Source organism: Streptomyces sp. NPDC033165 (assembly GCF_055577965.1).
The window spans coordinates 375458-390631 of sequence record NZ_JBVIPK010000001.1 but is presented as its reverse complement, the minus strand read 5'-3'; the positions used below and the strand labels follow the sequence as shown (position 1 = coordinate 390631).

General features: G+C 68.0%; 14 protein-coding genes. 6 read left to right on the top strand and 8 right to left on the bottom strand.

Going from position 1 to position 15174, the window contains the following annotated elements; translation table 11 throughout:
* Positions 1-3: 3 nt before the first annotated feature.
* Together ACZ5WC_RS01800 and ACZ5WC_RS01795 are read right to left on the bottom strand one after the other, a co-directional pair.
* Positions 4-1281 carry a tyrosine-type recombinase/integrase gene (locus ACZ5WC_RS01800; RefSeq protein ID WP_468538926.1) on the bottom strand — a complete coding sequence of 426 codons (1278 nt, stop codon included), beginning with the start codon at positions 1279-1281 and terminating at the stop codon, positions 4-6.
* A complete protein-coding gene (locus tag ACZ5WC_RS01795) occupies positions 1274-1540 on the bottom strand; it encodes a helix-turn-helix domain-containing protein (protein ID WP_468538924.1) in 267 nt (88 codons plus the stop codon). Before ACZ5WC_RS01795 ends, ACZ5WC_RS01800 begins: the two co-directional genes overlap by 8 nt.
* Before the next feature lie 413 nt (positions 1541-1953).
* Between ACZ5WC_RS01795 and ACZ5WC_RS01790 the strand changes: the two genes are divergently transcribed.
* The 4 genes from ACZ5WC_RS01790 (at position 1954) to ACZ5WC_RS01775 (ending at position 6645) form a co-directional block, all read left to right on the top strand.
* A complete protein-coding gene (locus ACZ5WC_RS01790) occupies positions 1954-2181 on the top strand; it encodes a helix-turn-helix transcriptional regulator (RefSeq protein ID WP_468538922.1) in 228 nt (75 codons plus the stop codon).
* 589 nt (positions 2182-2770) lie between these two features.
* Positions 2771-4045, top strand: coding sequence for a DUF3631 domain-containing protein (locus ACZ5WC_RS01785; protein ID WP_468539393.1), 1275 nt, complete (start codon positions 2771-2773; stop codon positions 4043-4045).
* Between the two features lie 331 nt (positions 4046-4376).
* Complete coding sequence (locus ACZ5WC_RS01780; RefSeq protein WP_468539392.1) at positions 4377-4979, top strand: MobC domain-containing protein; 603 nt, start codon at positions 4377-4379, stop codon at positions 4977-4979.
* Positions 4969-6645 carry a relaxase/mobilization nuclease domain-containing protein gene (locus ACZ5WC_RS01775; protein WP_468538921.1) on the top strand — a complete coding sequence of 559 codons (1677 nt, stop codon included), beginning with the start codon at positions 4969-4971 and terminating at the stop codon, positions 6643-6645. Before ACZ5WC_RS01780 ends, ACZ5WC_RS01775 begins: the two co-directional genes overlap by 11 nt.
* Before the next feature lie 56 nt (positions 6646-6701).
* Here ACZ5WC_RS01775 and ACZ5WC_RS01770 read toward each other — a convergent pair whose 3' ends face one another.
* The 4 genes from ACZ5WC_RS01770 to ACZ5WC_RS01755 form a co-directional block, all read right to left on the bottom strand.
* Positions 6702-7283, bottom strand: coding sequence for an HAD domain-containing protein (locus tag ACZ5WC_RS01770; RefSeq protein ID WP_468538919.1), 582 nt, complete (start codon positions 7281-7283; stop codon positions 6702-6704).
* Positions 7284-7318: 35 nt separating this feature from the next.
* Positions 7319-8014, bottom strand: coding sequence for a class I SAM-dependent methyltransferase (locus ACZ5WC_RS01765; RefSeq protein WP_468538917.1), 696 nt, complete (start codon positions 8012-8014; stop codon positions 7319-7321).
* Positions 8015-8926: a phosphotransferase family protein gene (locus ACZ5WC_RS01760; protein WP_468538915.1), complete on the bottom strand. Its 912-nt coding sequence runs from the start codon at positions 8924-8926 to the stop codon at positions 8015-8017.
* Positions 8927-9001: 75 nt separating this feature from the next.
* Entirely contained in the window at positions 9002-9763 is a 762-nt protein-coding gene (locus ACZ5WC_RS01755; protein ID WP_468538914.1) for a hypothetical protein, read from the bottom strand.
* Between the two features lie 230 nt (positions 9764-9993).
* Between ACZ5WC_RS01755 and ACZ5WC_RS01750 the strand changes: the two genes are divergently transcribed.
* Together ACZ5WC_RS01750 and ACZ5WC_RS01745 are read left to right on the top strand one after the other, a co-directional pair.
* Entirely contained in the window at positions 9994-11346 is a 1353-nt protein-coding gene (locus ACZ5WC_RS01750) for a tetratricopeptide repeat protein (protein WP_468538912.1), read from the top strand.
* A 1-nt stretch (position 11347) separates the two neighbouring features.
* Positions 11348-11884 carry an NUDIX domain-containing protein gene (locus tag ACZ5WC_RS01745; protein ID WP_468538911.1) on the top strand — a complete coding sequence of 179 codons (537 nt, stop codon included), beginning with the start codon at positions 11348-11350 and terminating at the stop codon, positions 11882-11884.
* A gap of 150 nt (positions 11885-12034) precedes the next feature.
* On the opposite strand, the gene ACZ5WC_RS01740 is transcribed toward ACZ5WC_RS01745, so the two are convergent.
* The gene (locus ACZ5WC_RS01740; protein WP_468538909.1) at positions 12035-13099 is read right to left on the bottom strand and encodes a hypothetical protein; all 1065 of its coding nucleotides are present in this window, start codon (positions 13097-13099) and stop codon (positions 12035-12037) included.
* Between the two features lie 490 nt (positions 13100-13589).
* On the bottom strand, positions 13590-14999 hold the full coding sequence (gene glnA, locus ACZ5WC_RS01735) for a type I glutamate--ammonia ligase (protein WP_468538908.1): 1410 nt from the start codon (positions 14997-14999) through the stop codon (positions 13590-13592).
* Positions 15000-15174 lie beyond the last annotated feature (175 nt).

The window sequence follows — 15174 nt, the reverse complement described above, 5'->3', positions numbered from 1 at the left end:
AATCTACGCGGTGGCTTGATAGCGTCGGCCGATCGCCTTGCGAGCCTTCTCGACCGCGCCCGTCACACGGTGGACGTACCGGCGAAGGGTGAACGCCGGATCTTCGTGCCCGAGGAGGTCGGCGAGCGTGTAGACGTCCACGCCCTCGTTGATCGCCTCGGAGGCGAAGAGATGCCGCAGGGCGTGCATCATCTTGTCGCGGCACTCCTCCCACTTGCGGCCCTTCCCAACGGGCTTGTCGTTGAGGGCCGCTATCGCGCCTATCGCCTCCAGGGCGCCCTTCCAGAGGTAGTTGAAGTAGTTCTTGTTCAGCGGCTTGCGCTCCCGGGTGGTGAAGACCAGGCGTACGGTCACCGGCTCACCGCCCTTGGTCATCCACGGCAGGGTGACCTCGACCGGCGGGTGCTTGCGCATGTGCTCGGTGAGCAGCACGGCCAGCGCATCGCCGACCGGCACGAAGCGGTCCTTGGGATCGTCCTCCGTGCCGCCCTTCGGCGGGGCGAAGACCAGTGTGCCGCGGTCGTGGGTGATCTGACGGCGGATGTGAACGACCTTGTTCTTCTGCAGCCAGTTGACGTCCTCGGGGCTGAAGCCGAAGATCTCACCCTGCCGCATGCCCAGACCTCGACCGCAGTCGACCGTGGCCTGGTAGCGCTCGGGCAGATGCGGCTGGAGTGCATCTGTCTGCTCCCACGACAGGGGTACGTCCTTCGCAGCCTTCTTCGACCGCCGTGGCTTCACCCGTTTCACAGAACCCGTCTCGCAAGGGTTCTTGGCGATCAAGTCGTCGTCCACGGCCATGGCCAGGATCGACGAGAGGTGCGTGAAGATCAGGCCGACCGTCGTCTCGTCGAGCACTTGCAGCCGGCGCTTGATCCAGGTCTGCACGGTGGACGCCTTGATCTGGCGCAGCTTGAGCGAGCCCAGCGGCCCGATGATGTGGTTGCGGACACGCGATTCGTACTGGGCGTAGGTCCGAGGGTTGTCGAAGGTCTGGCTCTCCAGCCACTGCTCGGCCACCGCCTTGAGCTGGGCCTCGCCCTTCCTCGGGTCAATGTACGTGCCGTCGTCGACGCTGCCCTGCATCTTGGTGAGGTGCTGCCGGGCGTCCTCGTACCGGTCGAAGCTCTTGCTCTGCTGCTGCCCGTCGAGGTCGCGCCACCGGGCCAACCACCTCTTGCCGCGACCGTGTTCGCGGGACGGGACCTTGTTGTGGGCTGTGCACTTCTCATCGCCGGCCTGCGGCCGCTTCTTGTGCCAGCGGTCGTACGGCTCAGCCACGCGGTGCCGCCGCGGACGCTGTCAGCAGAGCGATCGGGGAGACGCAGAGTGCAGCGGCGATGGTGACCAGGTCGTCGATGTCGCAGCGGCGGCGAGCGTGTTCGGTGCGGCTGAGGGCGATGTTGGACAGGGGGCGGCCGAGGGCGGTGCAGCGCTCCGCGAGGCTCTGCTGGGAGAGCCCGCGCAGCAGACGCAGGCGCTCGATATTGCGCGTGGCCTGGATTCCGGCGGGGCCTATTTCAATGGGTCGGGTTTCCATGACAGATAGCTGTAACTTGAATTCGGTGACCATGGCAAGGGGTTGCTCAAGAAGTTGTGAAAACTCGGCGACGTCACGAATTCGGGCGATTCGGTGAAGCCGGATTCTCATGCTATGGTCCCGCGCTGTTGTCCCCTGGGGGTGCTTCGCGTAGTCGCTGACCTGGGTGGTGATGGTTTCGTCTCGGGGGGTGGGGTCGAATCGGGCGCCTGGGATGTCCCGATGGGAAAGTGGACAGATCCCTCCTGGTTTCGGAGTGATTTCGGCAACCGGGGATTCGGGTCTACGGTTTTGATCCCACCCGGTGAAAGCCCGTTTGGGGCGGCCGTGGAATTTCCGCATAATGCCGCTGGACGCCGCCGGTAAACGAGTGGCTGTCTTGTCCACCCCACCACTTCCGTGAAGGAGCCCCTATGCCCCGAACCCCCCGCCCCACAGCCGCCGGCGGTGCGGGTCCTGTCCCGCTGGCCACGCCGGAGGAGGTCGCGGTCTACCTGGGTGTGCCGGTGAAGACGCTCTATCAGTGGCGTCATCGCCGTAGTGGCCCGACCGTGCACAAGGTCGGCCGGCACCTGCGCTACCGGTGGCGGGAGGTGGATGCGTGGCTGGACGCGCAGACCGCGTACGACCTCACGGTCTGACTCCGCACCTGTCGGGAACAGCGAAGCGGCCCCCGGCGAGCCACCGCCGAGGGTCGAGGATTCCCCAACTGATCGCCCATATCTGAAGGAACGAACAGGTGAGGGCGGGTCTTGCCGGACCTGCCCTCACCAGAGAGGAACGACTATGGAGGACCCTACGTCCGCCGCTGGCGCCGACGCATCCCCCCAGCCGGTCTGGCCCACGGTCGCCGTCCCCGGCGAGGGAATCCCCTGGCTCCGTGGGGACCGAGGGGACGCACGGCCTGCGGATGCCGTCCCCGGCCAGATGGCCATTGCGGTCGACGGGGACCAGCACGGTCCCCGAAGCGAAACCGGCGTGCGGGGACGGGGAGTCGGAGACCGGATATCCGCAGCTGTGGTTGGGGACCGGTCCCCAACCGGTGACCAGATCTCCGCGTCCGCTGCTGACCCGCAGGTCAGCGCGGCGGGGACCAAACTTGGGGACGGTGGCGGGGACACACCACAACCGTCTGGGGACAGGAAATCCGGTCCCCAACGGTCTCTGGGGACCGGCGCAGAGATGGGGACCGACGGTCTGTCGGGGACGGGGACGGGGACGGGGACGGGGATGGGGACGGGCGGCACCTCGGATTCCGGTGGTGCTTCGGGGACCGGGGACGATGGGGGTGCGCTGGCCGGTGAGGGAGCGGTGCTGCTGGATGAATTGCGGTCGAAGATCGGCAAGTACGTGGTGCTGCCGAGCGAGGAGGCGCTGACCGCGGTCACCTTGTGGGTGGCGGCCACGCACATCCAGGCCGCGCTGCAGCACGCGCCCCGCCTGGCGGTGATGAGCCCGACCAAGGGGTGCGGCAAGTCCCGTGTGCTGGACGTGCTCTATGAGACCGTCCACGACCCGATGATGACGGTGAACACCTCTCCGGCGGTCGTCTTCCGCACCATCGGCAAGATCCCGCCCACCTTGCTGGTCGACGAGGCGGACACCATTTTCAGCCCCAAGGCCGGCGGCGACAGTGAGATCCTGCGCGGCCTGCTGAACGCCGGCCACCAGCGCAACCGGCCCGCCTGGCGGATTTCCGGCCCGGAGCACAAGCCCACTCCGTTCCCCACCTTCGCGATGGCCGCGATAGCGGGGATCGGTGATCTGCCGGACACGATCACGGACCGGTCGGTCGTGCTGCGGATGCAGAAGCGTAAGCCCGGTGAGAAGGTAGCCCCGTTCCGGTCGCGGTACGCGGCGCCCGAACTCAACGCGCTGCGTGACCGGCTGGCCGCCTGGCTGGGTCCGCTGCGCGGCACGGCTGCCCGGATGGTTCCGGCGATGCCGGTGGAGGACCGTGCGGCGGATACCTGGGAGCCGCTGGTCATCATCGCCGATCTGGCCGGCGGTCACTGGCCCGACCAGGCTCGTGCCGCTTGCCTGGCCATGACGAGGCATGAGGCGGTTCAGGACGAGCAGACCAGCCTGAAGACGCGGCTGCTGCGCGATATCCACCGAGTCTTCGAGCGGGCGAACAACTGCGAGGCCCTGCCCACCCTGGATCTGGTCGCCGCCCTGATCCAGGACGCGGACGCTCCGTGGGCGGAGCACGGAGCCAAGGGGCTGAACGCCTACCATCTGGGCAACCTGCTGCGGGATTTCGGCATCGGCCCGGCCAACTACCGCTTCGACCAGGGCAGGCAGGCCAAGGCATATCTGCGCAACCGCTTCCTGGATGCTTGGGCTCGCCATTGCCCCGACCTCGTCCAGGCGGACGCCACACCCGAGCCCGCACCCGGCACCGCACCTGCCCGTTCGACGCAAGGCAAGCCGCCCGCAGCCCCGTCGGGCTCGCTGCCCGTCGGCCCGCCCGGCGGCTCCGCCGGACCGAAGCGAACCCTCTGACCCCACCGAGGCCGTAGTCCGTATCACTGCGTCGCAACCGTCCCCGCGCAGGTCAGCGCGGGGACGGACTCTCCCAGCGGGACGGACGTATCCGTACCTGCCCGGGTGTCCGTACCTGTGCTGACCAGGCGCGCGACGCATGCAACGGATGCGACACCCCCGCCAACCCCCATGTTCTGGGAGCACCACGATGCCCGACAACGACAGCAACGACCCCCACCCCATCCGCCGCCGGGGATGGCTCGGCCTGGGCCGACGAACAGCAGCAAGCTGGAGCGTTCGAGCCCCTAACGGGGCTTCGTCCGCGCTTGCCCCCGCCCCTGGGGAGGCGGTGGAAGAGGTGAGGGCCGGGCGCCAGCGGGCGCCCGAGCCAGGGGAAGAGGGCACCGAACCCGATGCCGATCCCGTCGCCAACGCCCCCCACGACGAGCAGCCCGCGAAACACGCCGCCCCGCAGCTCGAGTCATCTGCCCAGACTCCGTCGCCAGTTGAACAGCCGTCGTGGCGTGAGCCCGATGCCCCCGCGTTGCCCGCGAGGCTGAACCGGAAGCGCACGGTCGAGAAGCGTGACCAGGAGAAGAAGATCCGGTTCACTCCAACCGCGGTCCGGATCATCGACGAGGCAGCCGAGCGGCGCCACTCGACGTTCGCCGGCTTCGTCGGCGACGCTGCCCTGGCGGTCGCGCTCGGTAAGGCGAACATGGCCGGCAGCCCGGAAGACGATCCGATCCGCCCGCTCGTGGAAGCTGTCGAGGCGCACACCAAGGCGTTGAACCGGATCGGCACCAACCTCAACCAGATCACCATGGCCATCCACTCCGGTGCCATTCCCGAGCGCGCCGAGACCGTCCTCGACCACATCGAGCAAGCTGCGCAGGCCAGTTACCAGCTGATGGACCGGCTCCTGGCGGACGGAGCCCGGCATGGTGCCTGATGTCTCCACCGGCTCCGACACCCAAGGGCTGATCAACTACCTCTTCGGCCCCGGCCGTCGGGACGAGCACACTGATGCGCACATCGTGGGGGCCTGGGACATGGTCGGCGCTCCCGACCCCGGCCGCGACCCTGCGGTCACCTACGGCCAACTGGCCAAGCGCCTTGACCACTATGTCGACCTGCGTACCCGCGAACTCGGTACGAGGCCGCCGAAGCACGTGTGGCACTGTCCGGTGCGTACCGCGCCCGGGGACCGCTACCTGACCGATACGGAGTGGGCTGAGGTCGCCCGCCGGGTCGTCGAGGCGACCGGGATCGCCCCGGTGGGCGACGACACCGCCTGCCGGTGGATCGCGGTGCGGCATGCGGACGACCACATCCACATCCTCGCCACCACCGTCCGCGCTGACGGCCGCCGCCCGCGAACGAACCGTGACGGGCAGCGTGCGCAGGCGGAATGCCGGAGGATCGAGGACGAGTTCGGGCTGCGCCGTCTCAAGTCCGGTGACCTGACCGCCCCGAAGACGCCCACCGGAGCGGAACGCGCGAAGGCTGACCGCGAGGGCCAGGAGGTGACCGCCAGGGAGTGGCTGCGTGAACGCGCCTACGCGGTCGCCGCCGCTGTCCACAGCATCGACGACTACTTCACCGTGCTCGCCTCGCTCGGGATCCAGGTCAAGACCCGCATTGGCCCCGAGAGCGGCGAGGTGACCGGCTACAGCCTGGCCGCCCCTGGCGACAGCATCTTCTTCGGCGGCTCCAAACTCGCCCCCGACCTGTCCTACAACCGCCTGACCGAACGCCTTCCCACCCAGGACGTGGCGGACAGGCCGAAGGCGGTGGCGGACCCGGCCGAGCCGTGGCGTCGTACCGAATCCGCTGCGCGTGCGGCTCTCACTGCGCTCGATTCGGGCGACGACGCCACCGCCCAGGGACAGCTGGATGCCTTCGCCGACACCCTGCACAACCTCGCCCGCGCCACCCCCGGTCCACACAAGGCCGAACTCCAAGCGGCAGCAAAGGCGTTCAACCGGGCACGCCGCTCGGCGATCCGCGCTGACCACCAAGCCGCAACCGAACTCCGCCAAGCCGCCGGGGAACTCGCCCACGCATCCAACCTCCCCGGCGGCCTCGCCATCGCGCTCGTCTTCACCGCCCTGCACCTGGCCCGCGCCGCCGCCCACTGGCACGCTCAGCGCGGCCACGAACAGCAAGCGGCAGCGGCCGAGGAAGCCTTCCGGCACCTCCAGACCGGCTACCAGCAGGTCGCCGCACCCCATCTGGCCGGCCTCGCCCAGCGCGCACCACGCCCTCAGACCATCCAGCGCTTCGAGACCGCAGTACGCGAGGCCATGCCCGGCCACGCCGACCGCATCCTCACCGACCCCGCCTGGCCCGCCTTGGCCACCACCCTCGCCCGCGCCGAAACCGCCGGCCATACACCCCGCGTCCTCCTCGCCGAAGTGGCCGCCAGCCGGGAACTCGACACCGCCGAACGCCCAGCCGAGGTCCTCAACTGGCGCATCACCACACAACCCAACAAGCGAGCGCGGGCAGCGCGACAGCCCAGCACTATCCTGGGCACGGCAGCGACGCCTCCCGCTGTCCAGCCTTCGGCTCCGACCATGATCCCGACGCACGAGGAGCGTCGTCGGTACCGATAGCTGCACGCGCCACGGTGCCTGCGAGTCGCGAAGCCCCGGCAGTTTCTGCGCCATGCCTACGGGACTTCGCGCCCAGGCGCGGCCGTCGGCACAGGCGATGCGATGCCTCCGCTCAGCCCTTTCGCCCACGCTGTGACCTGAGTGAGGTGCTCGGGTTGCAGACCCAGATGGGCATCCGGCTGCATGAGGAGGGTGGGTAAGCCCGCAGCGGTGCGCTGCACGGCCCACTCGTGATCGAGCGCGGTGAAGTCGTCATCGATCCAGACTGCGGGTTCGTCGCCGAGCCACGCGTCGACGTAGTCGCGCTTCCAGAGGTAGCCGTTGGGATGGGACGTCGTGATCTTGGGGCGCGGGAGATCGACATACGTGAGGGCCGGGAGGCCGAGGAGCGGGCCGATCAGCGTGGTGGCATCCCGGCGCCAGCTCGTGCACCAGACCGGGGTGAGCGGAACGCTCCGGAACATGTTGGTGAGCATTGGCCTGTGCGCCGGGTTGAGCCAGACGGTGACCGGATCCTCGGGGGTCCGGCCGTCCGGTACGACCTCGTGGCGGACGTGCGTGGCCGGGATGCTGCCGTCGCCTTGGGGGAAAGGTATGAGGACACCGTCGATGTCCAGCAGCAGGTAGGGCACGTTCATGGGTGTGCCTCCATGGGGTGTGGCGGTCGGCAGCGTCAGAGCTTGCGGGCCGTTATCAGCAAGGTCGTGGGCCAGTGGCCGAGCCGGGCATCGTGGAACTCGTGGGCGGCGGTGAGCCATAGACCGGCGTCAGCGAGATGCCGCTGCCACTGCTCGCCGCTGAAGTCCCAGCGGGCGACGGGCAGTCGGGTGCGGTCGGGCAGAACGACGAAGTCCCGGCGGGGGCGGTCGCCCATGGCCGCGCGGCGTCCTCCGCGCTGAGGGTGCGGGGTGGAGAAGGCGAGGGTGCGTCCGGGCTTGAGCTGCTGAGCGATGGCAGGCAGCAGCAGTTCAGGGGCTACGAGGCCGACGGCGCCGAACACGGAGTAGATGGCGTCGAACTGCTCGTCGCAGCCCTGCAGGTAGTGCAGTGCGTGACCGGCGACGAAGCTGAGGTTGCTCAGCCGTCCGTAGTGCGAGCGTGCTCGGCGGATCTGGAGGCCGACCAGGTCGACGCCGGTGACTCGGGCGCCGTGGCGGGTGGCGAGGTGGGCGGCGTTGTGGCCGGGGCCGCAGCCGAGCTCCACCACCCGCATTCCGCTCAAGTCGGAGCCGAGGATCTCAGCGCCGGGCCCGCGCCCTGGTCTCATCGTCCACTCCATCCGCGCCGGTACGTCCAGTGGCTGGGCGGGGCCGGACGCGGTGCGCTGGAGGGCATGGGCGTACCAGGGAGATGCCTGGGCGGTCGGCATCTAGACCTCCAGGAGTTGGAGGACGTCGGTGAGGTGGCGGCGTACGACCTTGATGTACGCGGGGTCGGTGGCCGGATCGTTGATCCAGCGGATCGACTGCTCCATGAACCACTCGACCGCCCACATGCGGTGCCACCCGAGCGCCCACTGCTCCGCGGGCAGGCCGCCGCGCTGGGCGAGGGCGTCAGGGGTGCCACCGGCGGTGACGTACTGGTCGAGGAAGACCCGCAGCCGTACCGGATCGGGGGTCTCGAGGGTGCCGTGCCAGCTGGCGAGGTCGAGCAGGCCGGGGCCGGTGAAAGCGCGGGCGAAGTCGAGCAGCCTCCAGCCGTGGTCGCCGATGTGGAGGCTGGTGGGGTGGAACTCAGAGTGCACCCAGCCGAATGGGGCGAGCGTGGTGCCAGTGGCGCGGGGGCCGGCGACCTTGGTGATCTGGTCGAGGGCATCTGCGATATCGGCAGTGTCGGGCCAGCGGTTGGCCGCGTGGAGCTGGCCGAGGTGCTGGGCTGCACGGGCGGGCAGGCTGCTCAGGCGCTCCTCGTCGAGAAGAGGCAGGGCCGGTGCAGTGCGGGTGCCATGGAGGACCACGGCCGCAGCGACGCCGTCGAGGTCGTCCGCCTCGCGGGCGGGGGCGCCGAGGTCTTCGAGGAGCATGCCGAGGCAGCCGTCAAGGATCGCCGTCGCGCGTAGTTCGGGGACTGGGACGCCGAGGGTGTGGGCCAGGCGCAGAGCCTGGGCTTCGCTGTTGAAAGGCTGCTTGGCGTACTTGAAGATGGCGATGGTGCGTTCGGGGAAGGTGACGCGTTCGACGCCGGACATCGACCAGACCCGCACCTCGGTGCGCTCGGGCAGAGGCAGGCCCTTGACCGCGCATAGGTGGGTGAGAAGTTCGGCGGTCAGCTTTTCGTCCATGAGAGGGCTCCGTGGGTTGGTGGCGTCCGGGGCGGGCGAAGGTGGCCTGCCCGCCCCGGAGCCTGGTCGGGTGGGCTATGCGGCGGGCCCGGTCACGCGGCGGGCGTAGACCTGCTCGATCCATCCGGCCTTGAACTCGGCAAGGTCGTTACGGAAGTTGGCCATCGACGCACCGTAGGGCGCGACGACGCCGCCGGACTGGTCCGGCACGGACTGGCAGCCGTGCACGAGGCGTCCGCCGAGCGCGGCATGGGCCTTGATGGACTCGATGCGGCGGTGCTCGTTGAACCAGCCGCCGTGGTAGACCTCGTCGAGCATGCCGCCCATCTCGTCGTCCAGGTCGAAGACGACGGAGGTGGCGGCGGGGAAGAACCAGCACGGGCCGACGTTGGAGATGTGCCCGTCCAGCTCGACTTTGTTCAGGGCCATCAGCGTGGCCGCCTCGCGCAGCATCCGCAGATGCTCGGCGGTGATCTGCGGAAGCCCGAGACCGGCGAGGTGCTCGTCTCGGAAGAGGTACGCGTACACCTCGTACGCGGTGGCCAGGACTTGGGCCGCGTCCGACGTAGAGGCAGCGTTGACCTTTACGAAGTCGAGGGCGAGCTGCTCGACCGCGCTCTGCGTGGTCTCGTCCACGTCCAGGAGCTGGGACTTGACCAGCTGCCAGTCGGCGACGAGCCAGGTGTTGGACTCGAAGCGGAAGAAGTACTCGGCCGGGTCGATGGTGATGCGCCGGCCTTCGACCTGGATGCCGGGCAGGCGGCTCCAGCGCTCGTCGAATGCCTCGGGCAGCTCGACAGTGATGGCCGTGGGGGTTGCCGTGTCCATGGTGGTCACCGGGTTCTCCGTCTCTGATCGGCCGGGTTCAGGCACGGGAATGCCCGAACCCGGAGCGGGCGTACGGAACTTGGGACCGCCCGGCCAAGTGGGGAGCCTGGATTCACGGTCGGAGTCTGGAACCGTTCCGGGCGGCTGATGATTAGTGAACCGCCGGTCACGTTCAGTGGGTACGGTGAAGGGGAGGCCGAGCAGTATACGCGGTTTACAGCGCCGGAGCGGAGGCGAGTGTGGCAGCGCCGAGAGAGCCCAACTCCCGCCTGCGCGAGACCATCGAAGCCGTCGGCTGCACCTTCGAGGCCCTCGCCAAGGACGTCCGCCGCATCGCCGCGGAGAACGGCGAGATTCTGCAGACCAACAAGTCGGCCGTCTCGCACTGGGTAGGCGGCGCCCGCCGGCCCACCGGGAGGACCGGCCAGTACCTCGCCGAAGCCCTCTCCCGCCGCTCACACAGGACCATCACTCAAGTCGAGATCGGCCTGGCCACCCCGGAATCCACGGCCGATGAGCCGGACCCGGTCCTCGCCGCAACCGACCTCGGCCGCGCAGACGTCGAGCGCCGCCGCTTCCTCGCCATCGCCTCGTTCACCACTGCCGGCGTTGCCATGCCCCTCGCCTACGACCACGAAGCCACCGCTCGCATGCTCCGCGCCCGAACCGGCACGGCCCTGGTGGGAGCGGAGGACGTGGACGTCGTACGTCAGATCACCGCCGCCTTCAGCGCCGCCGACGAACGCCTGGGTGGAGGCCACGGCCTAACCACCGTGACCGCCTACCTCGCCGACACAGCGGCTCCCATGCTCCGCGCCCGCTTCCCGACCGATGTCTTACGCCGGGCTGCCTTCGGCGCCGTGGCCGAACTGGCTTACTTGGCAGGCTGGAAGCACCACGACCTCGGCCAGGAGGGAGCGGCCCAGCGCTACTACCAAGTCGGCTACCAGCTCGCCTGCGAGGCAGACCCGCACGGCCACGCTGCCTGGATGATGCGCGCCCTGGCCCACCAGGCCCTCAGCCTCAAGCAGCCTCACCACTGCATCGACCTCGCCGAAGCCGCGCTCGCCGGCGGCCTCGGCCACATCGACGGCCAGACCGAAGCCCTGCTCCACATCACCCACGCCCGCGCCTACGCAGCCACCGGCGAGAGACCACACGCCGCCCGCGCCCTACTCGCCGCAGAGGACGCCCTGCTCCGCGAGGACGGCCCGCAGCCCAGCTACTCCCGTGTTAGTGGCCCGGCCGCCGGCACCGTCGCTAGCCACACCGCCCGCACCCTGACCGACCTCGCCGACCACATCGGCACCGAACACCAACACCGCGACGCCCTCACCCGTTGGGACCCGGTCAAGTACAAGCGCGTGCACGCCCTCACGTACGCCGAACTCGGCGATAGCCTCGCCGCGCAGACCCGTGCCGATGAGGCCGTGGCCGCTTGGAGCCAGGCCGTGACGCTGATGGAGGGCATGACCTCGGACCGCACCCGCAAAGCGATCACCTCGCTCCGCTCCACCCTCGTGACCTACCAACGACGCAAGGTCCCCGGAGCCACCGAACTCGCCCGCCGCGCACGGGAAGCACTCGCCTAACATGCCCAACAACCCGGCCGACGAAGGGACCACCGTGACTCAGCAGCAGACCGAGGACCAGCCCAAAGCCCTCAAGCCCGCCCTCGAATCCATGACCCTGCTGGTCGCCGCCGTCATCGTCCACGACAAGGCCACCAACCGCGTAGTTCTCCTGCAACGCAGCGAGAACGCCAAGTTCGCGCAAGGCATGTGGGATCTGCCGGTCGGAAAGAGCGAGCCGGGCGAGCCGATCACCGAGACCGCGGTGCGCGAGCTCTACGAGGAGACCGGTCTGAGGGTGAAGCCGGAGGCGCTCAAGGTCGCTCATATCATCCACGGAGCGTGGGGAGTTGAAGCTCCCAATGGCTTTCTGACAGTCGTCTTCGTAGCCCATGAGTGGAGCGGCGAGCCTGAGAACCGTGAACCTCGCAAGCACGCCCATGTCCGCTGGGTGGATGCCAATGCCGTCCCCGAGAAGTTCGTCGACACCACCGCCAGTGCTCTCCACCGCTACCTTGACGATGGACCCCAGGTGTCTCTCGCTGGTTGGCGTCAGTAACACTCGCCTCATTCGTAGGGCCCGGCAATGGCAATGACTCCAGGGAGCCGACTGTGAGCCATGAGTTGCTGGCCCAGCCCCATTGCCTGCAAGTGCATATCTCTGGCGGCGAGGGCAGCCTCTGAGGGACATGGACGAGGCCGACTGCAGTCAGCTCGCGTTACTCCGGCGATGGCGCGGGAAGGGGTCGCCGACCGGCCAGTGCTCGGGCAGGCCGAGGGCGGTGTAGATGGGGCAAGCCGGTGGCTGGTGTTCGACGTGGACATCGATCACCTGTGCCGTTGCCCAGGTGGGGAGGACAAGGGCCGGGAGCGAGCTGGGGTCGGAACTCTGCCAAAGGACGGGGGTATGCTTCGTCCAGGTCCAGGGCGCCGGGTTGTTGACGGTGAGCACACCGCTGACCCGCCTGTGAGCGTGGTCGTAGGTTGCAGTCCAGTAGCCGTCGGGCTGCCGGCCGAAGGTCGGCGTGCTGTTGCGGACGTACTCGACGGAGGTCCCGTACAGTGCGGTCTCTACGTCTTCGTCTTCGGGGAAGGCGCCCGCACGGCCAACCGCCACGATGAACGGCAGCGCTAGATCGCCGTACTTCCCTCCCTTCTCCTTGACCGCGTCGAGCACTTGATCCGACTCGTCATTGAACCAGGTCATCGGGGGGTAGAAACCGATTGTCCTGCTCGTTGGATCTCCTCGCCTATCGGGGCTACGGGGGATCGCCTCGAACGAGAGGGACCAGCCGGCCTCCTGCCAGGTGTGCTTGGGCAATGGCGCCTTGTCGGCGATGACCTGATCGGGATCCAGGCTGGCGAGCCACCGCTCCAGCCCAGTTTTCAGCCGCCTCTGCGACGGTGTTCCCGACCCTGTCTGGTGAATCCTGTATGACACGAAGAAATTGGGGCTCGGTACACCGTCGATGGCATCGATCAGGACGGGTGGGAGCTGCCTGTTGGATATCGCTCCGTCCAGGCGCTGGACCGTCCATTTCGCCTCGACGACGAATTGCTCGCCCTCGCGGGTGACCAGGAAGTCGGGGTTCGTGCCGCGAGTACCTATTCCAGGCTCGATCTCCACGGTGCAACCGGACCCAAGCAGCATCTCGTGCAGGTACAACTCCCACAGCGCAGAGGAGACGTTCGCGTCGGAGTTCCGGTCGCGAAGCCGACTGCGCAAGCTGGGCTGATCCTGATCAGGGAGGTGCGACCACCACTCGTTGATCACATCCCGAACCTGATCCCAGTACGGACCGGCGATCCTGCCATAGAACTCTGATTCCGGCTCCGCAGCTCGCCTCGGCGAGGCGTCTGTCCGATTCCAGCTCGCGTATACGACCACGACCAACGAGCGTAGATGGTCCCACCGGCAACTCCCATACATTTTCTGCGGCGGGGTGGGCGCAGGGCTCAGGTGGGATGGCTCTCTGGACGCTGCCATGTCTCTTGCAGCTCACGTCAGGTAGCGGATCAGAGCCAGCCTGTGTGGAAAGACGTCGTGACTGGCGTGTGGTCCGAGCAACGAGTGAAGGCCGTCACTTGTAAGTGACGGCCTTCACTAACGTGTCTGACACCGAGTCAGGGTTTGCGTGCTCCGGTGCACACACGGTGCACAACGCAGTGGAAATCAGCCGGGAGCCGTGAGAACTCGCGAGGCGTGCTTACGCAGGTCACGACACGTTTCGGATGATCCCTCGCAGGCCACCCGAACCCAGTCTCTAGATGTCGAAGTACAGCTCGAACTCGTGCGGGTGCGGCCGCAGCTGGATCGGGGCGATCTCGTTCGTGCGCTTGTAGTCGATCCACGTCTCGATCAGGTCCGACGTGAAGACGCCGCCCGCCTGGAGGTACTCGTTGTCCGCTTCCAGGGCTTCGAGCACGGCCGGGAGGGAGGTCGGGACCTGCTGGACGTTGGCGTGCTCCTCGGGAGCCAGCTCGTAGAGGTCCTTGTCGATCGGCTCGGCCGGCTCGATCTTGTTCTTCACGCCGTCCAGGCCCGCCATCAGCAGTGCCGAGAACGCGAGGTACGGGTTCGAGGACGGGTCCGGGGCGCGGAACTCGACGCGCTTGGCCTTCGGGTTCGAGCCGGTGATCGGGATGCGCATCGCGGCGGAGCGGTTGCGCTGCGAGTACACCATGTTGACCGGGGCCTCGAAGCCGGGGACCAGGCGGTGGTAGGAGTTCACCGTCGGGTTGGTGAAGGCCAGCAGCGACGGCGCGTGCTTCAGGATGCCGCCGATGTAGTAGCGGGCCATGTCCGAGAGGCCGGCGTAGCCCTGCTCGTCGTAGAAGAGCGGCGAGCCGCCCTGCCACAGCGACTGGTGCACGTGCATGCCCGAGCCGTTGTCGCCGAAGATCGGCTTCGGCATGAAGGTCGCGGTCTTGCCGTTGCGCCAGGCGACGTTCTTCACGATGTACTTGAAGAGCATCAGGTCGTCGGCCGCGGCCAGCAGCGTGTTGAACTTGTAGTTGATCTCGGCCTGGCCCGCGGTGCCGACCTCGTGGTGCTGGCGCTCGACCTGGAGGCCGTTCTTGTCCAGCTCCAGGGAGATCTCGGCACGCAGGTCGGCGAAGTGGTCCACCGGCGGGGCGGGGAAGTAGCCGCCCTTGTAGCGGACCTTGTAACCGCGGTTGTTCTCCAGCGCACCGGTGTTCCAGGCGCCGGCCTCGGAGTCGATGTGGTAGAAGCTCTCGTTCGCCGACGTCTGGAAGCGGACGTTGTCGAAGACGTAGAACTCGGCCTCCGGGCCGAAGTACGCGGTGTCCGCGAAGCCGGTCGAGGCGAGGTAGGCCTCGGCCTTCTTGGCGATGTTGCGCGGGTCACGGCTGTACTGCTCGCCCGTGATCGGGTCGTGGATGAAGAAGTTGATGTTGATCGTCTTGTCGCGGCGGAAGGGGTCCACCCGAGCCGTCGACAGGTCCGCGCGCAGCGCCATGTCGGACTCGTGGATGGCCTGGAAGCCGCGGATCGACGAACCGTCGAAGGCCAGTTCCTCGGCCGGGTCGAAGGTCGCTGCCGGGATCGTGAAGTGCTGCATCACCCCGGGCAGGTCGCAGAACCGGACATCGATGAACTTGACGTCGTTGTCCGCTACGTACTTCTGCACTTCGTCGGCGTTCTGGAACATCCAACTCCTCCTACTCCCGGCCCGGGAGGGACGGGGTTGTAGCTCGTGGTGCGGCCAGTGCGGTGGCACACGCTGGACCCGACCATAGGCAGGCGTGATTTCTCAAGCATGACCCATTTGTTTCGCCCAAGTTAACCGGGGCGAGGGTCGGCGGCATCTCCGTGGCCCGTTCCGG

Coding starts and splice junctions, on each gene's coding strand:
- ACZ5WC_RS01795 (WP_468538924.1), bottom strand. CDS start 1,540: ATGGAAACCCGACCCATTGAAATAGGCCCCGCCGGAATCCAGGCCACG.
- ACZ5WC_RS01790 (WP_468538922.1), top strand. CDS start 1,954: ATGCCCCGAACCCCCCGCCCCACAGCCGCCGGCGGTGCGGGTCCTGTC.
- ACZ5WC_RS01785 (WP_468539393.1), top strand. CDS start 2,771: ATGGGGACGGGCGGCACCTCGGATTCCGGTGGTGCTTCGGGGACCGGG.
- ACZ5WC_RS01775 (WP_468538921.1), top strand. CDS start 4,969: ATGGTGCCTGATGTCTCCACCGGCTCCGACACCCAAGGGCTGATCAAC.
- ACZ5WC_RS01770 (WP_468538919.1), bottom strand. CDS start 7,283: ATGAACGTGCCCTACCTGCTGCTGGACATCGACGGTGTCCTCATACCT.
- ACZ5WC_RS01765 (WP_468538917.1), bottom strand. CDS start 8,014: ATGCCGACCGCCCAGGCATCTCCCTGGTACGCCCATGCCCTCCAGCGC.
- ACZ5WC_RS01760 (WP_468538915.1), bottom strand. CDS start 8,926: ATGGACGAAAAGCTGACCGCCGAACTTCTCACCCACCTATGCGCGGTC.
- ACZ5WC_RS01745 (WP_468538911.1), top strand. CDS start 11,348: ATGCCCAACAACCCGGCCGACGAAGGGACCACCGTGACTCAGCAGCAG.
- glnA (WP_468538908.1), bottom strand. CDS start 14,999: ATGTTCCAGAACGCCGACGAAGTGCAGAAGTACGTAGCGGACAACGAC.